This is a genomic window from Kitasatospora sp. NBC_00240, from assembly GCF_026342405.1.
Lineage (GTDB): Bacteria > Actinomycetota > Actinomycetes > Streptomycetales > Streptomycetaceae > Kitasatospora.
In genome coordinates, this window is the sequence record NZ_JAPEMU010000001.1 from 778,315 (window position 1) to 798,686 (window position 20,372).

A 20,372-nucleotide genomic window follows, 5' to 3' on the forward strand; every position below is an offset into this window, starting at 1 on the left:
GTCCGTGGTACCCGGCGCGGTGGGAAGGTGCCGGTCGTCATCTCAACTCCTCCAAGCCGTGGATATCAGGTTGCCGCGGGCGGCCCGGTGGCCCGCGCGGCCTTGGTGTGTCGGGGCCGCGCGGGCGAACTCGGTTACCTTTCAGGCGTTGATCGCCTCGCGCCGGGAGTCGGTGCCGAGCGGCCCGGGCTCCCGCGGGGGTCGCGCGGCGGCAGGGGTTTCGGGCTGCGTGCGGCCGGTGATCCGGATCTTGCGGGGCTTGGCCTTCTCCGTCACCGGGATCCGCACGGTGAGCACGCCCTGGTCGTAGTCGGCCTCGATGCGGTCGGTGTCCAAGGCGTCGCCCAGGAGCACCTGCCGGGTGAACGTCCCCAGGGTGCGCTCGTCGGCCAGCACCTGCGCTCCCTCCGGCAGCGCGCCCTGGCGCTGGGCACGGACGGTCAGCACGTTGCGCTCGATGTCCAGGTCGATGGAAGCCGGGTCGATGCCCGGCAGGTCCAGACGCAGGACGAGGCTCTGGCCGTCGCGGAAGGCGGTCAGCGGCATGCCGGCCGGCTTCGCCGGGGTACCGAGCAGCTGCTGCGCGAGACGGTCGAGGTCGCGGAAGGGGTCGGTACGCATCAGCACGGTGATTCAGCTCCTCACAATCGCAGCGGAACAAGTGCCCGACAACGGCAGGACAGCCACCGCCCCACCAGTTATTCTGTCGGTCTCATCGACAAGAAAGTTATAGCGTCAACACAGCTTACTTGACAAGCATCGGCTCAACTTCGAGTGTTCCAAGGACGCGCGAGGACGGCCGGCCCGCGGTGAGGGCCAGGGAGCCCACCAACCGGACCACGGGCGCGAGGACGGCGACCCACCACAGGGCCCTGGCACTGTGCGACGCCGGCGCCGGCGCCGAACAGGAGCGCAAGCAGCGGAACGAGAAGAAGGAAGACCGTCGAACAGTGAGTGCCGGAGAACCCGCGGCACACCTCACCATCACCGCGCGGGCCTACCAGTGCTGGAAACGGCATGCCGTTGTCGTCAGCGACGGGCCGGACGCACTTGCCGCCACGCATCGCCGCCGACGTCAAGCCACCTGATCAGCCTCACCGGCAGCCGCACGCCGCACGGCCCGCACGGTGCGCCGGCCGACGAGCGCCCCGTTCCTCGGCACGTCGCGCACCCGGGATCACTTGCCGCCACCATGTCCCCACCGACCACCCTCACCACGATGCTTCTCCTCTCGTCACGCCTGCGCCACCGGCCACTGCCCGGCCCCCTAGGAGGCGAACGGCACACGCATATCGGATGCCGTCCCCGGCCCTCGTCGAAGCGCCGCCGGACCATGACACTAGGTGGCCTACGGACGATCGCCCAGTCGCAGCGCTAGCGCACCGCTTCTCATACGCGGCGCCGACGCCGGTAGCAGCAACCCGCTCCTGAGGCTGACAACACCTCGGCCCCGGCCGGGCCGACAACCACTTCGCGTCCACCGGCTCCAGAGCCGCCCGTTCGCGCAGAACAACACCGTGTCGGTCGTCCCCCGCACGAGCGCACGCACCACCGTCGAGTAGTGGCACACCGCCCGGACGGCACGTCGGGGCCACGCGAAGCTCGGCGAGGCGCTCGCGTTACTTGGGCTCCCACCTGCCGCGGACGTCAGGCTGCTCGGGGACGGGGCACTGCTCGGCGCAGGGCCTCGCCCCGGCGACGTAGACGTTCAGGTCGCCCCGGCCGCGGCTCGACACCACCCCGAGGCACCGGCCGCAACGCGCACGGGCTCGCGCAGATGCAAGCCGATGGGGAAGGTGCCGTGGCGGCCGCGGGTGTGAGCGCGTTCCTGCCGCGGCTCGGCGGTGGTCCGCCCGGCCTGCTCCGGGCCGGGCGGGCGGTCTTCTGCGGGCGGGTCAGGTGTCGGCGGTCGGCTTGGGGTCGCCGGCGTCGTGGCGTAGTTGTTCGTTGATGCGCAGGGCTTCTTCGAGTTGGTCTTCGAGGATGACGATGCGGCAGGCGGCCTCGACGGGGGTGCCCTGGTCGACGAGGTCGCGGGCGCGCATCGCGATCCGCAGTTGGTAGCGGGAGAAGCGGCGGTGGCCCCCCTCCGAGCGCAGGGGGGTGATGAGGCCCTGGTCGCCGAGGGCGCGCAGGAAGGCGGCGGTGGTGCCGGTCATCTCGGCGGCGCGGCCCATCGTGTAGGCGGGGTAGTCGTCGTCGTCGAAGGAGCTGGGGCCCGGGGTGTTGGAGCCGGGGCTGGGGGTGTGGGGCCGGATGGTTGCCGTGGTCACTGCACCTCTTCTGTGTGGGGCCGGGGACGCGTGGAGGGGCCCCGGCGCCGTGGCGGCTCCGGGGCCCCGAAGGGATACATCACCATCTGCCGGCCTCGAGCCGGCGTTTTTCAGTTCCGCACTGCCCCGGGGGAGGGGGCGTGCGGGGATCGCGTATGCGTGACCGGAAACCACCGTCCTTCGTAGCTGGGGGGTCTGCGGTGTCCGCCCGGACGAACCTGCCTCACGGGCCGGGCGATCCTGATGGCGCTCTGTTCCCTCCGTTCATCCTCTGCGTGCGTACTGACTGGTACTGCCAACTTCCTGGTACTGCTGGTTCTTCTCAACACGGGTACTACTGCGGCGGCCTCGAAGGGTCACCGTGTCCGGCAGCCAGCCCCGTCGCCCGTCCTGCACTTTCCCTGGCTCGGAACCCCACTGCCCGGACCTCCCGGCACGCGCGCCCGCAGCCCGGGCGCCTTCACCGGGATACCGCGTACTGCGACTGCCGGTACTGCACCTGCCGAACTGCGGTACCGCTGGGTGGCGGCCCCTGATCACTGCGGGCCACCGGGTCCGGCCGCCGGTCCCGTCGCCGTCCTGCAACCGCTCTGGCTCCGAAACCCTGCCGCCGCACCTCTTTCACGCCCACCTGCCCGGCGTGTGTCCTGCGTACTGCTCACCCGCGAACTGCGTCCTGCCGCGGCACCGCTGGGTGGCGGCCCCTGATACCTGCGGGCCACCCGACCCGGCCGCCGGTCCCGTCGCCGAACTGCACCAACCCTGGCTTCAGAACCCCACAACCGCGCCGACCTGCGAACTTCTGCCCTGCTGCCCGCCAGTTCATGTCTGGCGGGTACCGCTCGACTGCTTCCTACGGGAGAAACACTAACCACGACACCGAGCGATGTCTACTTCGGCCAGCACAGATTTTTCGCTGTTCGAGGGGAAGGTAGTCTTCGGCCCGAACAGCGACGGGCCGGCACGGCAACACTGACGAACGGGAGGACCGACAGGTGGAAGGACAACAGCCGGCACCAGCAGCGTGCGCGCCCGCCCCGCATCCCCCGCACACCCGGGCGTCACTGCTGGCCGCCCTCACCGAAGCCGTCCACGACCGCGACGAACACGTCCTGCGCCGGCTCCTCGCCCGCTTCGCCGAACAAGCCACTCTCACCGACCTGCCCGCCCTGCGCCACGCCCTCAACCCCCCGCATCAGCTCGGCCGGCCACCGTCGACCCGATAGCCGCGCCGCGACCCCGGCGGGGGAGCACACGTCAGACACGTCTCCGCCCGCCCGCAGCCACGGCGCGACGCGCGCCCGGGTGGCGGCCGGCGGCGGGCGGTGCAGGCCGCTTCGAGACCAGTTCGGACCCGCCAGTCCGCGGCCCGCGCCCGCCTCGGTCCCTCCGCACCCGCGAGCAGGCGAACGTGAAGGCAGCCGCGGCTCGGGACCAGGGAATTGGGGCGGAGAGGCAGCAGCACCGGGCGCTCCGGGCGAGGCCGCCGGTCAGCCGCTCACCCGTCGCGAAGCAGCGGGGACACAGGACCGGCTGGCCGCCGCCGGCCTCGGCGCGGGCGGCCCAGGCGGCGGTGATCAGCGCGCACAGGTTCGCCCAGCCGACGCCGTCGCGGGACAGCAGGGTGACCTTGAGGGCGGACTCGTCGACGAACGCTCCCCCGCGCGCCGGGGTCCTGCGGCGGGTGGCCGTCGCGGTGGCGGGCGGCTCCAGCAGGGGGACGGCGAGGTTCGCGCCGAACACCGGCCGCACCCCCGCCCTGGCACAGGCCCGTGCGAAGCGCACGGCCCCGGCGACCGTGTCGCGGTCGGTCAGGGCCACCGCCGGCAGGTCCAGCTCGGCCGCCCGGGCGGCCGACTCGTCCGGCACGGAGCCTCCGTAGCGCACCGAATAGCCCGAGGCGACGTGCAGATGCGTGAACAACGGCGGTCGCCTCCTCGCTCCACGACCCCCTGCGTCTCCTCCGGCGCCCCCACTTCTCCATCCACCCTGGAGCTATTCGAACAGAGAATCGAACGTTACTGGTGCGACACGCCCACGCTTCACCTGCACGGACGCACAACCGCCCGCCACAGAGCCCGGAGAAGGGGGGTCCGTGGCGGGCAGGACGGTGGCGTAGGGTGCCCGGATACCGGCCGCCGAGAACGACGCCCGGCGGGACCCAGCAGGCGGTGAGCAGATGGACGACGGGGCGATCCGCACCTGGCGCTCGGGCTACCCGCTCGACCTGGCCGCTGTCCTCGGCACGCTGCGCCGCGGCGCCGGGGACCCGGCGACCCGGCGACCAGGATCGGGCCCGACGGCGCGTTCTGGCGTGCCTCGCGCACCCCCGCCGGAATCGGCATCCTGCGCATCACCGCCATCCCCGGGGAGGCGACCGTCCAGGCGACGGCCTGGGGCCCGGGCGCCGACTGGCTCCTGGAGCTCGACCTTGTGCTCGTCGGCCAGCGACACGGTCATGAGCCAGCTGCGGGTCGGCGCGTACCACTGGCCCTTGGGGTCGCGGAAGGCGTGGGAGCCGATGTCGAGCACCGGGTTGCCGGTGTACTTGGTCCAGGTGCGGCCACGGTCGGTGCTGTAGGCCAGCGACTGGGCCTGCTTCCCGTCGGGGTAGGAGCTGGTGTAGACGGCGACCATGGCGGGGTCCTTGCGGGTGCCGAAGCCGGTGGTGTTGTCGACGTCGATCACGGCGCTGCCGGAGAAGACCATCTCGTTGCTGTCGTGCGGGATGGCCAGCGGCATTTCCTTCCAGTGCACGAGGTCGGTGCTGACGGCGTGGCCCCAGGACATGTTGCCCCAGGAGTTGCCGTCGGGGTTGTACTGATAGAAGAGGTGGTACTCGCCCTTGTAGTACACGAGCCCGTTGGGGTCGTTCATCCAGTTCTGCGCCGGGGTGTAGTGCACCTGGGGGCGGTACTGCTCCTGGAGGGGCGCGGTGTCCGCCACCGCGGGGGATCCTGCGGTCAGGCCGAGACACAGACGGCGGTGGCCAGGATGGCCAGCGAGGAACCGCGGGTACGTCGGGACACAGGCATGGAGAGCTCCTTCGCAGAGCTTTGGGTGGGGGGTGAGCGCGGTCGCGGCTCATCGGGGCATGGCTGCGCCGAGGCACGGCAGCAGGACGGCGGTCGCGGTGACATGGCGGGCCGTTGGTGGGGCGGCGGTGCGGTACTGCTAGGCGGAGGGCGGCAGTTCGCCGGATCCGCGGGGGATGAGACGGGTGGGGACGGTGACGGTGCGGGCCCGGGTGCGGTCGCCGTCGAGGCGGGCGAGGGCGATCTCGGCTGCGGCTGTGCCGATGGCGGCCGGATCCTGGGCGACCGTGGTGATGGCGGGTTCCAGCACCTCCGCGAACGGCAGGTCGTCGAAGGAGACGAGGGCGATGTCGCGCCGGCCGGCGCGGACCATGCCGCGTACGGTGCCCATGGCGGCGAAGTTGTTGGCCGCGAGGATCGCGGTCGGCGGGTGGGGACTGTGCAGCACTCGCAGGACGGCCTCGGCGGCCTCGGCCTCGGTGTGGCCGTCGAGTACGAGCGAGCGGTCGTAGGGCAGGTGGGCGGTTTCGAGTGCTTCGCGGTACCCGGCGAGCCGCTCGCGGCGGGTGTAGAGGGTCGCCGGCCGGTCGCCGATGAAGGCGATGCGCCGGTGCCCGCCGGTGATGAGGTGGGTGGTGCCTTCACGGGTGCCGTCCCGGTTGGAGCTGACCACGCTGTCGGCGGTGAGGCCGGTCCCGGGGCGGTCGAGGAAGACCACCGGCATCCCTGCGGTCCGGGCCGCCCGCAGGTGGCCGTGGTCGGCCGCTGCTGCGGGCACCACCATCAGTGCGCTGACCCGGCGGCCGAGGAAGGTGGTGATCAGCGCCCGTTCCCGGTCGGGGTCGTCGGCGCTGGAGCCCATCAGCAGGGTCAGCCCGCGCTCGCGCACCGCGCTTTCGATGCCGCCGGCGACGGTGCCGAAGAACGGGTTGCCCATGTCGGGGATGATCAGGCCGACGGTGCTGTCCGGGCCGCCGACGCGCATGTTGCGGGCCATGAGGTTGGGTTGGAAGCCGAGCTTCTCGACTGCCGCCATGACCTTTGCCCGGGTTGCCTCGGAGGTGGGTCCGTCGCCGTTCAGGACCCGGGAGACGGTCTTGGCGCTGACGCCGACCTCCTGGGCCACATCGTGCAGCGTCGTGCGACGGGGCGAGGCCATGTACCCACCGTTCGGCTTCGCCGGGCGCGGGCTCCGGTGGTGTGCGGGGCCCGCGCCCGGGGTGTCTGGTCAGTTCGGACGGACTCCGGCGGCCTTGACGGCCTGGGCGTCCGCCACGACAGTACCGCCGTGCTCCTGGTCGACGGTGAGGGCGCCCGTCATGATGGCGACGACCTCGGACATGGTGTAGTCGGACGGCTTGATCAGGGCCTCGCGCCGGCCCATCCGATGCACGTGGATGCGGTCGGCGATCTCGAAGACGTGCGGCATGTTGTGGCTGATCAGGACGACCGGCAGCCCCTTGTCGCGGACCCGCCGGATCAGGTCGAGGACCTGACCGGACTCCTTGACGCCGAGCGCCGCGGTGGGTTCGTCCATGACGACGACGCTCCGTGCCCACGCGACCGAGCGGGCGACGGCGACGGCCTGACGCTGGCCGCCGGAGAGCGTCTCCACCGGCTGGGTGAGCGAGCGCAGGCCGATCTTGAGGTCGGCCATGTGCGCGGCGGCCTCCTCGCGCATCCGCTTCTTGTCGATCATGCGCAGGACGCTGCCGAGCGGGCCCGGCCGGCGCAGTTCGCGGCCGAGGAACATGTTGGAGGCTATGTCCATGGAGGCCGCGACCGCGAGGTCCTGGTAGACGGTCTCGATTCCGTGGGCCCGGGCGTCCTGCGGTCCGTTGAAGCGGATGACCTCGCCGTTCAGACGGATCTCGCCCTCGTCGGGGGTGACGGCGCCGGTGAGGGCCTTGATGAGACTGGACTTGCCGGCGCCGTTGTCGCCGATGACGGCCAGGACCTCGCCGGGCAGCAGGTCGAAGTCGGCTCCGTCGATGGCGGTGACGTGACCGTAGCGCTTGACCAGACCCCTGGCCTGGATCACGGGGGTGGGAGTGGGAGCGCTCATCAGCGGGTCCTCTTCCGGGAGATCTGGTCGACGGTGACGGCGAGGATGACCAGGACGCCGGTGATGAGCGTCTGGTAGATGGAGGCGACGCCCATCAGCTGGAGGCCGTTGCGGAACACCCCGACGATGAGGGCGCCGACCAAGGAGCCGAGCACGCTGCCGCGGCCGCCGAAGAGGCTGGTGCCGCCGAGGACCACCGCGGTGATGCTGTCGAGGTTGTCGGTCTGCCCTGCCTGTGGGTCTCCGACGCCGGTGCGGGAGATCAGCAGGAGTGCGGCGAGGCCGTAGACCAGTCCGGCGAGTGCGTAGAGGCCGATGGTCAGGCGCCCGGTGCGGATGCCGTTGAGGCGGGCGGCCTCGGGGCTGTTGCCCAGCGCGTAGACGTGCCGGCCCCAGGAGGTGCTGCTCAGCAGGTAGGCGAACACGCCGAACAGTGCCAGGGCGACGAGTGAGCCGTAGGTGACGTCGGTGCCGCCGAGTGGGAAGGTGGTGCCGAGGAACGTGAGCGCGCCGGGCAGGTCGGTGACGGTCTGCTCGTTGGAGTAGATGTGGGTGAGCGCGAAGGCCACGTTCAGCATGCCGAGCGTCACGATGAACGGCGGCAGCGGGATCAGCTTCACCAGCAGACCGTTGACCAGGCCGAAGCCGGCACACACCGCCAGGCCCAGCAGGATCGCCACCAGGGGCGGAACGGTCCCCTGGGCGGCCATCCTGGCGATCAGTATCGACCCGAAGGCCATCACCGCGCCGCAGGACAGGTCAATGCCGGCCGTCAGGATGATCAGAGTCTGCCCCACGGCCAGCGCCCCGACCACCATCACCTGCTGGATGATCAGCGAGAAGTTGCCGCCGGAGAGGAACTGGTCTGTCGTCAGGGAGAAGAAGGCGCAGGCCAGCACGAGGGCGGCGAGCGGGCCGGCCGTCGGGGCCGTCACGAGCCGGCGCAGCGCTGTCGGCCCGGTGAGGTTCCCGTACGGGGCGGTGGATGTGGTCATGAGAGGTCCTTGCCGGTGAAGCGGATCGGGAGCGCCCGGCGGGCGGCGTCGCGATGGGTGGAAGCGGTCCGGACCAGGTCGGGGCAGGAGAGCCGGACCGGACCGCTGGTTCGGGGAGGGGCAGGTCAGCCCCAGCAGTTCGCCAGGCCGTAGGTGGTGTCGTGGGCGTTGATGCCGGCCTGCGGCTTGTCGGTGATCAGGTTGACGCCCGTGTCGGTGTAGCCGCTCGCCTTGGTACCGGACTTGGCGTAGGAGACGATGGCGTTGAGGCCCTGGGAGGCCATCACCAGCGGGTACTGCTGGGAGGTCGCGGCGATCTTGCCGTCCTTGACGGCCTGGGTGCCGGTGCAGCCGCCGTCGACCGAGACGATCAGGACGTCCTTCTCCCGGCCCTTGGCCTTCAGCGCGGTGTAGGCGCCCAGCGCGGCGGGCTCGTTGATGGTGTAGACGACGTTGATGTCGGGGGACTTCTGCAGGCAGTTCTCCATCGCGGTCTGGCCCTTGGCCTGATCACCGCCGGTGTCCTGGGAGCAGACCACCGACGGGTCGCCCTCCGCGATGCCGAAGCCCTCCAGGAATCCGTCGTGGCGCAGCTGGCCCACCGCGACGCCCGGCGCGAGGTCGAGGGTCGCGATCTTCGCGCTCTTGCCCGCCATGGCGGTCTTGGCGTACTGGCCGATCAGCACGCCCGCCTTCTTGTTGTCGGTGGCGAACAGCGCGTCGGTGCCGTCCTCGGGGTCGGTCGGGCTGTCGAGGGCGATGACCAGGACGCCCTTGTCGCGGGCCTTCTTGATGGCGGGCAGGATCGCCTTGGAGTCGCTGGGGGTGATCAGGATGCCCTTGACGCCGGCGGCCACCATGTTCTCGATCGCGGCGATCTGTCCCGCGTTGTCGCCGTCGAACTTGCCGGCGGCCGTGCTCAGCGTGGCACCGCTCTCCTGGGCGGCCTTCTGGGCGCCTTCCTTCATCTTCACGAAGAACGGGTTGGTGTCGGTCTTGGTGATCAGGCCGACCTTGACAGCGCCGGAGGAGCCGTTGTCGGCGGAGCTCTTCGAGCCGGTGCCGCATGCGGTGAGCGTGAGCGCCATGCCACCGGCCAGGAGGGCTGCTCCGGCTCTGATCAGGGTCGGGCGGGTGACGAGGGACATCATGGCTCCTGGGGGTGCGGCCCGGGTGGTCAGGGCGTGATCGGCGGTCCAAGGAATGTCATCGTTGACTTATGTCAGCGTTGACATCCGCTTGGGAGAGATGATGAAGTCTGCGAGACCCGGGTCACAAGCCCCACAGGCGTAACAACTGGGTAACGCAGCCGCAATCACCCCCGCTGACCAGCGACGACAGCCCTGCAAAGTCAGCAGCCCAGATCTGGGACCGTTCGGTCCCCCACCCCCAGACCCCACTCCCCCGAAAGGCGCACCGATGGTCCAGCGCCCGATTGCTGTCCTCGGCGAGTGCGTCGCCGACGCTTTCGCCGACACTGCCCAGCCACGCCCCGGCGAGCTCGCTCTGCGTGTCCTGCCGGGCGGCGGGCCGGCCAACACCGCCGCGGCGCTGGCCCGGCTCGGCACCCCCACCCGCTTCCTCGGCCGGATATCCTCCGACGCCTTCGGCGCGCTCTTCCGCGCCCACCTGGCATCGTCCGGCGTCGACCTCACCGGCGTCGTCGCGGCTCGCGAACCCAGCACCATGGCCATCGCGACCCTCGACGAGCACGGCCAGGCCCAGTACTCCTTCCACGCCGAGGCCACCGCCGACTGGCAGTGGACCGATGCCGAACTCGCAGCGGCTTTTCCCCAGGACGCCGCCTGCCTTCACACCGGCTCCCTCGCGCTGGTGCGCGCCCCCGGCGGCGAGCGCATCGAGGAACTCCTCACCGGCGCGCGCAGCAGTGCGACCGTCTCGATCGACCCCAACGTCCGCCCGCTGCTGGTCGATCCGGCCGTCTACCAGGCGCGCCTGGCGCGTTGGTGCGCACTCGCCGACATCCTGCGCCTCAGCTCCGACGACCTGGAACTGTTGATGCCGGGCGTGACGCCCGAGCGTGCCTGTGACGCCTGGCACCTGGCCGGCGTCCGGCTGGTGGTGATCACCCTGGGCGGTCGCGGCGCGGTCGCGTCCCTCGACGGTGTCCGGGTGTTCGCTCCCGCACCGCGGGTCGAGGTCGTGGACACCATCGGCGCCGGCGACTCGTTCACCGCCGGCCTGCTCCACCGGTTGTCCCGGGCCGGCCGCCTGGGTGGACGACTTGACGACCTGACCGTCGATGAGGTCTCCGACGCCTGCGAATACGCAGCCCGGGTCGCAGCTCTCACCTGCTCGGTCGCCGGCCCCAACCCGCCGTGGGCGCATCAGATGGAGTCCGCACCTGCGGCCACCGCCCGCTGACGGCGGGCACTTCCGAGGCCGAACGCCCGGACCTGCCCGAGGGAAGCACCGCACCGCGCCGAACGGGTCGCGGCTTCTCGGCGGCCCACTCCGCCCGATCTCACCATCCGGCGCGTGCCCGCCACCACCCCGGTGGGCGCGCCTGCCGTGCCCCGGGCCGCGCCCGGCCCCGCCAGCTAACAAAGGCGGCTGGAGACCACCCGGTCTCCGGCCCCGACATTTCTGCGCAGGCGCAGCCCCCACTGACGCCCAGACGAAGAGGAACCGGCATGAAGAAGACCCTGCTGGCCGAGTTCACGGTCAGGCCCGGATTCGAGGAGCGGGTCGCCGCCCTGGTGGCGGATTTCGCCAGGACGGTCCGGTCGGAGCCCGGCAACCTCGTCTTCGACGTGTACACCAAGGAATCGGATCCCCGCGCGTACTGGATCTTCGAGGTGTACCGGAGCGAGGCCGCCTTCGCGGAGCACATCACCGCTCCCCATGGGGGCCCGTTCAACACCGAGCTGGTAGGGATGATCGAGGAGGACGGGTCCGTCCTGACCTTCCTGACCCCACCAGCCGAGACGGGCACTCACCACCGACCCGTACCCCCTTGCCCCTGGAGCGAGCCGTCCTGCCTCGCCCCAGGAGGGTGCGACCCGCGCGCGTCGTAAGGGCCGCGCAAGGGCCATGCTCTTGGGGGCGCGAGCGAAGCCTGGGGACGGCCTTCGGAACGGCGCTGCCCGTCCTCGGCGTGCACCGAGCAGCGTGTTGCTTCAGCCGTCCTTAACGTCTGCTACAGAATTGCCTGACGGTGTTTCTGATGTCAGGCCTCCGGTCCGGCAAGAACGAAGTCGTCCTGGGTCAGTTCTGCACGCAGCCGCTGGTCGGCGATCTCGGCGTAGTGCGGTGAGAGTTCGACCCCCACAAAGCGCCGGCCTTCGCGCAGGGCGGCGACGCCGGTCGAGCCGCTGCCGGTGAAGGCGTCGAGGACGACGCCGTCGTCGGGGCAGATCCGGACGAGCTGCTGCATGATCTCCAGCGGCTTCTGGGTGATGTGTACCCGGTCCTTGCGGGGCTGGGAGGCGATGAAGTGACCCGGCGGGTAAAGGCTCCGGCTGCTGTCGATGGTGCCCTTGACGCCCCAGGTGATGAACTCCGCTGACTGCTTGAAGCCGCCCTTGCGCGGCCGGCTTGCGGGCTTGATCCACGGAATGGTGCCCTGCCACGTCCAGCCGGCCATCTGCAGCGCGTCGCTCGTAGTCGGTTCCTGCCGCCAATCCGAGAAGACCGTGGCGACCGAGTGCTGGGTGCTCACCTGGTATGCCTCGGTGAGCAGTTCGGTCAGCCAGGACCGGTAGGAGCGCTGGTCGCGGTTCTCGCCAGGGAAGGTCTTCAAGTCGTGGGCGGACTTGGACGTCACGTACTTCGCGCGGGCGTCCCGACCGGTGCGTTCGGAGCTGGGCCGCCCGCCGGAGTTGCACGGCGGGTCGGTGACGACCGCATTGACGGACTCGTCGGGGAGGGTCTTCAGGACGGTGAGGGCGTCGCCTCGGTAGAAGGTGAAGCTGCTCATGGGGCCTCCCTCGGCAGGGTGGGCCGCCTCCGGGCGGTGCGCTGCGGCAGCCTCCGGAAGCGGGATGCAGGGGGAGGTAGCCGCGATCGGCAGCCGTACCAAACGGACGGCTGAGGAGTATCGAAGCTGGTCGCGGACGGTTTGGTGCGGCCGGACTTCGCGTCTAGTGTCTCGCCGTGCCAAGCGGGCAACAGGCCAGATCGGCCCGGCCCGGCGCGTGTCAGCCCGTGTTCGTCCCGCCCAGGCGAGAGCGCACGGCGGAGCCCGCGAACCTTTCCCTGCGTCACCGAGGAGCGCCCAGTGTTTCGGCTGAGATGACGAGCGCGGCCGGCTGCCGCGCACGGACCAGAAACCAGCGTCCGGGAGCCGCCAACCCCCAGGGCTCAGGCCCGCCATGGGCAGGCCGCCCCACTGGTCACAGCCCCACTCGTCGCACCCGTCACGGCAGCGGTGGCAGCGACGACGGCCCGTTCCTCCGACCGGGCGGGCCCGTCAGATCTCGTCCCAGGGCGCCTCGCGGTGCAGCCGCCGGGCGGTCGCCAGCAGTGGTGCGTCCAGCAGCAGGTCGACGGTGTCGATCCGGCCGACCGCCGCGAAGCCGCGCGAGTTGGTGAGGAAGGCACCTTCGAACGAGGCCACGTCGCTGAGGAAGACCGGGCGGCGCTTGGACTCCACGCCGGCGGCGGCCAGTTCACGCGCGAGGACCTGCATCGCGATGCCCTGGAGCACGGGGGCGTCCGGCCAGACCACGGTGTCGCCCTCGACGAAACCGACATTGGTGATCGAGCCCTCGGCGATCACGCCGCCCTGCCCCACCAGCAGCGCCTCGTCGTAGCCCTCGTCCACCGCGACCTGGCGGTAGTAGGTCTGGGCGAACCCCCCGCTGTGCTCGATGTGCGCGACAGCCCGTCGAACAGGCTGTCCTTAGAGGACGTTAAGTCCCTATTATCTCGGTTCGTGATCGCTCGTTCGTGTGAACGTCGGCCGTACTGGCGTGCCAGTCGGGGTTCGGGTGATGTTCTGCGGCGCATGAACAGACGGGCGTATCCGAGCGACTTATCGGACGAGCAGTGGGCGTTGATCGAGCCGATGATCACGGCCTGGAAGCAGGACCGGGTGGCGCGATCGGCTACTGGGGATCCGGGGTCCTGTGAACTGCGGGAGATCGTGAATGCGATCTTTTACCAGAATCGGACGGGCTGTCAGTGGCGCTATCTGCCCCATGACCTGCCGTCCTGGTCGGCGGTGTTCTACTACTTCGGTCTGTGGCGCCAGGACGGGCTCGACCAGCGGATCCAGGAACTCCTGCGCTGCCAGGTACGGGAGAGGGCCCGCCGATTAGAGGACCCGTCCCTCGTGATCATTGACACCCAGTCCGTCCGCGCGGCCGCCGGTGTCCCGAAGACCACGACGGGGCTGGACGCGAACAAGAAGGTGTCGGGGCGTAAGCGGGGACTGGCCGTGGACGTCATGGGGCTGATCATCGGCGTCGTCGTCCTGGCCGCCTCGGCCCACGACAACGCCGCCGGCACCGCCCTGCTCGACCAGGTCGCCGAGCGATGCGGGATGCGTCTGGAGAAGGCCCTGGTGGACCAGGGCTTCAAGGACGAGGTCGTCATCCACGGCGCTTTGCTGGACATCGACGTCGAGGTCGTCCGCCGCAACCCGGCTGACCAGGGCAAGGGCTTCGTCCCGCAGCCGAAACGGTGGGTGGTGGAACAGACGAACGGCACCTTGATGCTGCACCGGCGCCTCGCCCGCGAGTACGACCACCGGCCCGACACCTCCGCCTCACGCGTCTACTGGGCCTCCACCGCGAACATGACCCGCCGCCTCACCACACCAGCCCCGGCCTGGCGCGACATCCTCGGACTGGCCGCGTGAACGTCGCCGAACTCCTGGCAGACCTCCAGAGCCGGCAGGACGAGGCCACCGCCCGGGCCGCAGAACTACGCGCCCGGATCGAAGAGCTCGCCGCCGACCCGACCGAGACCGAAGCACGGCTCACGGACCTGGCCACCACCCGAAAGATCATCACGGAGGTCACCCCGGCAGGAACCGAATCCGAACCACCCGAGACCAACACCACCTACCAGGCCATCGTGAACGCCTTCAACCAGCACCCCGACCAGGCATTCCGGGCACGCGAGCTGCACGAACACCTCGGCATGCCCACCGACGAGGCGTCCGTCAACATCACCCGCAGCCGCCTCGGACGCCTCACTCGCCAAGGCTTCCTCACCCAACCCGGACGAGGCCGCTACCAGAAACGGACTTAGACCGACCGGCAAATGGATCACTTGAGGCGTCGGGTGGTGGGCCGGCCGTCCCAGCGGTAGCGGCTCGTTGCCCGGCGGATCAGCATGCGGAGCGTGACGAGGGCGGCGGCGAGGTAGAGGTAGAAGTCCACGACGCTGCCGCTCCTCTCGGTGCAGCGCCGGAGCTTGCCGTAGTCGTTCATCCACGAGTGCGTGCGCTCGACCACCCAGCGCTTGCCGGCCTGGATCGGGGCGGGCACGCCCTTGCGGGCGATCTCCGCGGTGAAGCCCAACTGGGCTATCAGCGAACGGGACTTGGCGCTGTCGTAGCCGCGGTCGAGGTTGACGTTGACGGCTTCCGGCAGCGCGCCGACCTGGTCCTTGGCGGCGTCCAGGGTCGGGCCGAGCAGGGGCGAGTCGTGCCGGTTGGCCCCGTCGGAGACGATCCCGAGCGGGACGCCGCAGGCGTCGGTGGCGACGGAGCGCTTCAGACCCTGCTTGCCCCGGTCGACCGGCGAGCGCCCGGCCTTGTCACCGCCGGACGGGGCCTTGGTGATACAGCCATCCACCGAGATCTCGCCCAGACCGAGGCCGATCATCCGGTCGTAGGCCTCGAGCGCGAGAGCGTGCACAGATTCGGAAATCCCTTGCTCGGCCCACTCTTTGACACGCCGCCTGATCGTGCGGTCGGAGCATCCAGGGGTGGAGACGCGCTCGTAGCCGGAGCCGTGGACCAGCGCGAGCACGATGTGCTCGAAGACCGTCCGGTCAGCGATCCGGCGGCGGTGGCAGCCCAGCGGATGGTTCGCGACGAACGCTTCCCGGGCAGGCAAGAGTGCAGCGAACTGGTCCCAGAGGGGTTCGAGCAGGCAAGATGGCAGCGCGGGCACGGCCGTCCTTCGTGATCACTGAGCGTAGAGAACTCCATGATCACGTGGACCCGTGCCCGTACTGCATCCACCCCGCCTTACGTGCGACAGCGACTGCCTATTGCCGGTCGGTCTTAACGTCCTCTTATAGGGAAGCCTTGACTCCAGGTGGGCTCTGACTCCGCTCGGCGACCACGCGTTCCGCTCGACCTCCCAGTTCGACGGGGTATGGGGACGGGTCTGCCGTGACGCTCGGAGCGAGCCTCCGTTCGAACCGGTGCGGTTCATCAGTCGCTGCGCGATTCCGTCAGCCACACGGCGATTTGAGCACGCTTGGTGAAACCGAGCTTGGCGAGCACACGCTCCACGTGCCCCTCTGCAGTGCGCGGCGAGACCACCAGGCTGGCCGCGATTTCTTTGTTGGACATACCCTGCCCCACAAGTTCCGCGACCTGTTGCTCACGCTTCGTCAGTGGGCTGTCCGCCTGGGCGGCCTTCGGGGCAACAATCGGGACAGGAGCCGCCTCGCCATTTCCCAGTGCGTACTCAGTGGCCCGGTCGAGATCCAGTCCGGCGCCGCGGTCGACAGCGGCTCGGAAGTCTCTGTCGCCGAGCGCGTCCCGGGCCTTGGCTTCGAGCGGAGCAGTCGTGGGATCGAACACCTGGGAGTTACCGGTGAGCACACCGGACACCTGCCAGATACCTCGGCATGCCCCCAGGAGCTGGGCGCCGCGCTGATAGTCACCGGTTGCCATGGCGGCCCACATAAGAATCATGATGGCCAGCCCCATGGTCGGAGTGTCGTCGAACTCGCGCCCGATCTCCAGTGCGTCGTGAGCGTTCCTGGCAGCCGCTGCCGGATCGCCTTGGCCGAACTGGGCGAGGCCCAGGGTAAGTTGCGCCTTCGCCAGGAACCAGCGCTCGCCGAGCCGGGCACTGATGTCCCGTAGCTCCTCGGCGACCGCTACCGCCTCGTCGAACTCGCCGAGCGCGAACCTGGCCACGCCGAGCAGGGTCAGTATGTAGATATGCCGCTTTCGCGGATGATTCAGCTCCAGCAGGCGCTTGTCCGCCTCCTGCAGATACGCGAGAGCCGCCTTCGCGTCACGATCAGCCAGGGCGACCTGTCCCACCATGGCCAAGGCGTTCGCGTCCAGGATGTCGTCACCGAGACTCTGGGCGATGTCACGGCATTCCAACAGGGCCGGGGCAGCCGCCGAGGAGTCTCCCTGCATGCCCGCCAGCACCCCGAGGCTGCGCAGGGCTCTGGCGCGGGGGATGGTCCGTTCCGTGTTCATGGGGAGCGCGCGCTCAAGCCAGTACCGACCCTCGGTGACGTGTCCGCAGGAAACCCAGTAGTGGATGAGCGCAGTGAGCATCACGAGGCCGCTCTGGCCTTCCCCGGGCGTGTTCAGGCAGAAGGCGAGAGCGGCGCGGAGATTGTCGTGCTCCTCGCGCATCTGCCGGGACTGCCGCACCTGGTCGGGGCCGAACCACTCGGCGTCGAAGCGCTGGGCCAGGCGTAGGTACCAATCCCGGTGACGCCGCTCCAGTTCCTCTTCCTCCCCCGCCTCGCGCAGCTTGGTGCGTCCGTAGTGGGCGATGGCGTCCAGCAGTCGGTACTTCACTCCGCCGGCATGTTCCTCCCGGACCAGGACCGACTTGTCCACGAGGCCTGAGAGGACGTCCAGGACCTGCTCGGGCGGAAGGTCCTCGTCACCGCACACGTTCTCCGCCGCATCGAGGCCGAACCGCCGGGCGAAGACGCATGCCCGCGCCCACAACAGGCGCTCCTGCGGCGAGCAGAGATCGTAGCTCCCGTCGACCGCCGCCCGGAGGGTGCGGTGCCGGGCGGGAGCGGCACGGTCGTCGGAGGTGAGCAGGCGGAACTGGTCGTCGAGTCGCTTGAGGATGTCGCCCGGGGACAGGACCCGGGTGCGCGCGGCAGCCAGCTCGATCGCCAGCGGCAGGCCGTCCAATCGCTTGCACAGCCGTGCCGCATCGAGCCAGTTCTGCTCGGTCAGCGTGAACTCCGCGACCCGCGCGGCCCGCTCCGCGAACAGGGCGAGCCCCGGATAGTCGGAAACGGCGCCGACGTTTCCCGCCCCGTCGGGATCTGGTACGGCCAACGGCGGTACCGACCAGATATATTCGCCGGTGACACCGAGCGATTGCCTGCTCGTCGCCAGAACCCGTGCGTGGAGACCTGAGCGGAGCATGGTGTTGATGAGCCGCGCGCATTCCGGCGTCACATGTTCGCAATTGTCGAACACCAGTAGCATCTGCCGTTCACGCAGATGGTCCGTGATGAGGTTCACCCTGTCGCGCGAACTCTGGCTGTCTATCCCCAACGCCTCCACCACCGTGTAGGCGAGCAGGTCGCCGTCCTGAAGTGGCGCGAGATCGAGGAAACAGATTCCGTCCTTGTACAGCCTGCGAGCCTGGGCTGCCGCCTGGACTGCCAATCGGGTCTTCCCCACGCCCCCCGGGCCCACCAGGGTTACGACGCGAGTGGCGGAAAGCAGCTCTCTGACCTCTCGGATCTCCTGCTTCCGCCCGACGAAGCTGGTCAGCTCAAGCGGAAGCCCGGTTACGGCAGCACCCCGAGGTGGCTGCTCGGTGAAGCCCATACCCGCAGGTTAGGCAGGCCTCGGTGGGAGTGGCAACCGTCAGATCGCACCCGTCCAGGTACTGTGTGTGAAAGCGGCACCGGAGCAAGCCCGTCGTATTCCGGCCACCAGGACTGCACCGTCATTCTGGCCGGCAGGACTGCACCCTCGACAGCCGGCGGCAACCAGCCGGCAACGTACGAGGAAGGAGATCGGCCCATGGTGCGCAAGCGGGCAACCATCACTCTCGGTTTGCTTGTCAGCACGCTCCTGATCGTGAGCGCATGCGGTTCGCCCCCCGCCTCGAATGGCGGAAATTCCGGAACGACAGCCGCGACAGCGACTTCGGCTGCCGGTTTCGGCGGTATGGACCAGCTGGTGGCCGCAGCCCAGAAGGAAGGCCGTCTCAACGTCATCGCGTTGCCTCCCGAATGGGCGAACTACGGCCGTACGATCGACGAGTTCTCCCAGAAATTCGGTATCAAGGTCGTGTCCAGCCAGCCTGACGCCTCCAGCCAGGAGGAGATCAATGCGGCGAAACAACTGGCCGGCACGGACCGCGTACCGGACGTCTTCGATCTCGGACAGAACGTCGTGCTCGCCAACACCGGCCTCTTCGCCCCCTACCAGGTGCAGACCTGGAAGGACATCCCGGCCCCGCTGAAGCAGCCGGACGGCCTGTGGGCCAGCGACTACGGCGGCTTCATGTCCGTGGGATACGACGCCTCGAAGGTTCCCGCACCCACCTCCATCCAGGATCTGCTGAAACCGGAGTACAAGGGCAAGGTCGCCCTTGAGGGCGACCCGACCCAGGCGGCCTCCGCGTTCTACGGCGTCGTCGCGGCCTCTCTGAGCAACGGCGGCTCTCCCGACGACATCGCCCCCGGAGTCGACTTCTTCGCTCAACTGAAGAAGATCGGAAACTTCCTTCCGATCACCCCGACCCCGGCCACCATCGCGAGCGGCCAGACCCCGGTCGTCCTCGACTGGGACTACCTGCACACCGCTGCGACGGCGAAGCTCGTGGGCCAGATCGACTGGAAGGTCGTCGTCCCCGAGAACACGGCCGTAGGCTCCTACTACGCCCAGGCGATCAACAAGGACGCGGTTCACCCGGCCGCTGCCCGGTTGTGGGAGGAGTTCCTCTACTCCGATCAGGGCCAGAACAACTTCCTGGCCGGCTTCGCCCACCCCGTCCGCGCCGAGGCGATGAAGAGGGCTGGCACCATCGACCAGAAGGCCCTCGACAACCTTCCGCCAGTCGAAGGCACACCGGTCTACCTCACCCCGCAGCAGGTGGACGCAGCCAAGCAGTATCTGTCGGAGCACTGGGCAAGTGCGGTCGGCTGACACGGGACGTCCCTCACCGCGCCACCGCTGGAAGGGACGTCCCACGGCCGCATGGCCCGGTCTCCGCACCCTGACCCCGTATCTCGGAGTCCTCCCTTTCCTGGCCTACGTCGGGGTCTTCCTGATCTACCCCACCCTCGTCGTCGTCGTGGGCGCCTTCCAGGGAGACGACGGGCACCTCTCGACCGCCAACGTCCGTGTCCTGAGCAGAGGCGTCTATCTGGAGGCGTTCGTCCGCAGCATCGAACTCTCCGCGACCGCTGCGATGGTCGGCGCCGTACTGGGATCGCTGCTCGCCTGGGCGGTCACCACGGCGAGGCCGGACGGGACCCTGCGCCGGACGGTCCTCGCGGGGTGCGGGGTTCTGGCCCAATTCGGCGGCGTCACCCTGGCGTTCGCGTTCATCGCCACGTTCGGCCTCACCGGACTGGTCACGGTGTACCTCAAGGACCACCTGGGCATCGACATCTTCGCCAACGGCGTGTGGCTGTACGACATGCCGGGTCTGATCCTCGTCTACTCGTATTTCCAGATCCCGCTCATGGTGATCGTGTTCCTGCCTGCCCTGGACGGCCTGCGGCCGCAGTGGCGCGAGGCGGTGCAGAGTCTCGGGGGCTCGACCTGGCGGTACTGGCGGCACGTGGCGGGGCCGGTCCTCGGGCCGTCCTTTCTCGGCGCGAGCCTACTGCTGTTCGCCAACGCCTTCTCGGCGTACGCGACCGCGGCCGCCCTGGTGTCACAAGGCAGCCCGATCGTTCCGCTGGAGATCCGGAACTACTTCACCAGCGAGGTGCTGCTGGGCCGGCAGAACATCGGCAAGGCCCTCGGATTCAGCATGATCGTAGTCGTCGCGGTCGTCATGGTGCTGTACGCGCTGCTCCTGCGCCGTGCCGCGAGGTGGCTGCGTTGAGCGCCTCGGCCCCGCCCCCGGCCCCCTCTCCCCTGGCCGCCGCAGCGTCCAACCGTTCGACCCCTCCC

The 20,372-nt window shown here is 69.6% G+C and carries 16 protein-coding genes and 4 pseudogenes; 8 read left to right on the forward strand and 12 right to left on the reverse strand.

Annotated features, from left to right (window positions below; translation table 11 throughout):
- Positions 1-141: 141 nt before the first annotated feature.
- Entirely contained in the window at positions 142-627 is a 486-nt protein-coding gene (locus OG689_RS03300) for an Hsp20/alpha crystallin family protein (RefSeq protein WP_266317354.1), read from the reverse strand.
- A gap of 1,268 nt (positions 628-1,895) precedes the next feature.
- A complete protein-coding gene (locus tag OG689_RS03305; RefSeq protein WP_266326830.1) occupies positions 1,896-2,177 on the reverse strand; it encodes a MerR family transcriptional regulator in 282 nt (93 codons plus the stop codon).
- A gap of 1,091 nt (positions 2,178-3,268) precedes the next feature.
- On the opposite strand from OG689_RS03305, the gene OG689_RS03310 reads away from it, so the two are divergent.
- Positions 3,269-3,499, forward strand: coding sequence for a hypothetical protein (locus OG689_RS03310; protein ID WP_266317356.1), 231 nt, complete (start codon positions 3,269-3,271; stop codon positions 3,497-3,499).
- A gap of 331 nt (positions 3,500-3,830) precedes the next feature.
- Here OG689_RS03310 and OG689_RS03315 read toward each other — a convergent pair.
- Positions 3,831-4,196: pseudogene (locus tag OG689_RS03315) on the reverse strand (PHP domain-containing protein); the annotation flags it as partial.
- A 256-nt stretch (positions 4,197-4,452) separates the two neighbouring features.
- Between OG689_RS03315 and OG689_RS03320 the strand changes: the two are divergent.
- Positions 4,453-4,697 (forward strand): annotated as a pseudogene (locus tag OG689_RS03320) (DNA-3-methyladenine glycosylase 2 family protein); the annotation flags it as partial.
- Between the two features lie 3 nt (positions 4,698-4,700).
- Here OG689_RS03320 and OG689_RS03325 read toward each other — a convergent pair.
- The 5 genes and pseudogenes from OG689_RS03325 to OG689_RS03345 all read right to left on the reverse strand — a co-directional run.
- Positions 4,701-5,308: pseudogene (locus OG689_RS03325) on the reverse strand (glycoside hydrolase family 32 protein); the annotation flags it as partial.
- Between the two features lie 139 nt (positions 5,309-5,447).
- Positions 5,448-6,467 (reverse strand): LacI family DNA-binding transcriptional regulator, encoded by a 1,020-nt coding sequence (locus OG689_RS03330; protein WP_266317361.1) that lies wholly within the window; start codon positions 6,465-6,467, stop codon positions 5,448-5,450.
- A 69-nt stretch (positions 6,468-6,536) separates the two neighbouring features.
- Positions 6,537-7,376 (reverse strand): ATP-binding cassette domain-containing protein, encoded by an 840-nt coding sequence (locus tag OG689_RS03335; protein WP_266326832.1) that lies wholly within the window; start codon positions 7,374-7,376, stop codon positions 6,537-6,539.
- Positions 7,373-8,368: an ABC transporter permease gene (locus OG689_RS03340; RefSeq protein ID WP_266317365.1), complete on the reverse strand. Its 996-nt coding sequence runs from the start codon at positions 8,366-8,368 to the stop codon at positions 7,373-7,375. Before OG689_RS03340 ends, OG689_RS03335 begins: the two co-directional genes overlap by 4 nt.
- A 125-nt stretch (positions 8,369-8,493) precedes the next feature.
- Positions 8,494-9,456: a sugar ABC transporter substrate-binding protein gene (locus OG689_RS03345; RefSeq protein ID WP_266326834.1), complete on the reverse strand. Its 963-nt coding sequence runs from the start codon at positions 9,454-9,456 to the stop codon at positions 8,494-8,496.
- 331 nt (positions 9,457-9,787) lie between these two features.
- Here OG689_RS03345 and OG689_RS03350 point away from each other — a divergent pair, with 331 nt between their 5' ends.
- Both OG689_RS03350 and OG689_RS03355 read left to right on the forward strand, forming a co-directional pair.
- Positions 9,788-10,753 carry a carbohydrate kinase gene (locus tag OG689_RS03350; protein ID WP_266317368.1) on the forward strand — a complete coding sequence of 322 codons (966 nt, stop codon included), beginning with the start codon at positions 9,788-9,790 and terminating at the stop codon, positions 10,751-10,753.
- A gap of 269 nt (positions 10,754-11,022) precedes the next feature.
- A pseudogene (locus OG689_RS03355) lies at positions 11,023-11,307 on the forward strand (putative quinol monooxygenase); the annotation flags it as partial.
- Positions 11,308-11,558: 251 nt separating this feature from the next.
- Here the strand turns inward: OG689_RS03355 and OG689_RS03360 are convergent.
- Together OG689_RS03360 and OG689_RS03365 are read right to left on the reverse strand one after the other, a co-directional pair.
- Complete coding sequence (locus tag OG689_RS03360) at positions 11,559-12,308, reverse strand: DNA methyltransferase (protein ID WP_266317371.1); 750 nt, start codon at positions 12,306-12,308, stop codon at positions 11,559-11,561.
- Between the two features lie 492 nt (positions 12,309-12,800).
- Positions 12,801-13,202 carry an aminotransferase class IV gene (locus OG689_RS03365; RefSeq protein ID WP_266326836.1) on the reverse strand — a complete coding sequence of 134 codons (402 nt, stop codon included), beginning with the start codon at positions 13,200-13,202 and terminating at the stop codon, positions 12,801-12,803.
- A gap of 135 nt (positions 13,203-13,337) precedes the next feature.
- Here OG689_RS03365 and OG689_RS03370 point away from each other — a divergent pair, with 135 nt between their 5' ends.
- A complete protein-coding gene (locus OG689_RS03370) occupies positions 13,338-14,192 on the forward strand; it encodes an IS5 family transposase (protein WP_266317377.1) in 855 nt (284 codons plus the stop codon).
- Entirely contained in the window at positions 14,189-14,587 is a 399-nt protein-coding gene (locus OG689_RS03375; RefSeq protein ID WP_266317380.1) for a hypothetical protein, read from the forward strand. Before OG689_RS03370 ends, OG689_RS03375 begins: the two co-directional genes overlap by 4 nt.
- A gap of 17 nt (positions 14,588-14,604) precedes the next feature.
- Here the strand turns inward: OG689_RS03375 and OG689_RS03380 are convergent, their stop codons facing one another.
- Both OG689_RS03380 and OG689_RS03385 read right to left on the reverse strand, forming a co-directional pair.
- The gene (locus tag OG689_RS03380) at positions 14,605-15,456 is read right to left on the reverse strand and encodes an IS5 family transposase (protein WP_266276092.1); all 852 of its coding nucleotides are present in this window, start codon (positions 15,454-15,456) and stop codon (positions 14,605-14,607) included.
- Between the two features lie 266 nt (positions 15,457-15,722).
- Entirely contained in the window at positions 15,723-18,065 is a 2,343-nt protein-coding gene (locus OG689_RS03385; protein WP_266317385.1) for a LuxR C-terminal-related transcriptional regulator, read from the reverse strand.
- A gap of 198 nt (positions 18,066-18,263) precedes the next feature.
- On the opposite strand from OG689_RS03385, the gene OG689_RS03390 reads away from it, so the two are divergent.
- Both OG689_RS03390 and OG689_RS03395 read left to right on the forward strand, forming a co-directional pair.
- Positions 18,264-19,394 carry an ABC transporter substrate-binding protein gene (locus OG689_RS03390; protein WP_266317392.1) on the forward strand — a complete coding sequence of 377 codons (1,131 nt, stop codon included), beginning with the start codon at positions 18,264-18,266 and terminating at the stop codon, positions 19,392-19,394.
- Positions 19,381-20,304, forward strand: a complete 924-nt coding sequence (locus tag OG689_RS03395) for an ABC transporter permease subunit (RefSeq protein WP_266317399.1) — start codon at positions 19,381-19,383, stop codon at positions 20,302-20,304. Before OG689_RS03390 ends, OG689_RS03395 begins: the two co-directional genes overlap by 14 nt.
- Positions 20,305-20,372: the final 68 nt, after the last annotated feature.

Excerpts from the sequence above, each read along its gene's own strand:
- OG689_RS03305 (WP_266326830.1), bottom strand. The coding sequence starts at position 2,177 with ATGGGCCGCGCCGCCGAGATGACCGGCACCACCGCCGCCTTCCTGCGC.
- OG689_RS03330 (WP_266317361.1), bottom strand. The coding sequence starts at position 6,467 with ATGGCCTCGCCCCGTCGCACGACGCTGCACGATGTGGCCCAGGAGGTC.
- OG689_RS03350 (WP_266317368.1), top strand. The coding sequence starts at position 9,788 with ATGGTCCAGCGCCCGATTGCTGTCCTCGGCGAGTGCGTCGCCGACGCT.
- OG689_RS03390 (WP_266317392.1), top strand. The coding sequence starts at position 18,264 with ATGGTGCGCAAGCGGGCAACCATCACTCTCGGTTTGCTTGTCAGCACG.
- OG689_RS03345 (WP_266326834.1), bottom strand. The coding sequence starts at position 9,456 with ATGGCGCTCACGCTCACCGCATGCGGCACCGGCTCGAAGAGCTCCGCC.
- OG689_RS03360 (WP_266317371.1), bottom strand. The coding sequence starts at position 12,308 with ATGAGCAGCTTCACCTTCTACCGAGGCGACGCCCTCACCGTCCTGAAG.
- OG689_RS03385 (WP_266317385.1), bottom strand. The coding sequence starts at position 18,065 with ATGGGCTTCACCGAGCAGCCACCTCGGGGTGCTGCCGTAACCGGGCTT.
- OG689_RS03370 (WP_266317377.1), top strand. The coding sequence starts at position 13,338 with ATGAACAGACGGGCGTATCCGAGCGACTTATCGGACGAGCAGTGGGCG.
- OG689_RS03340 (WP_266317365.1), bottom strand. The coding sequence starts at position 8,368 with ATGACCACATCCACCGCCCCGTACGGGAACCTCACCGGGCCGACAGCG.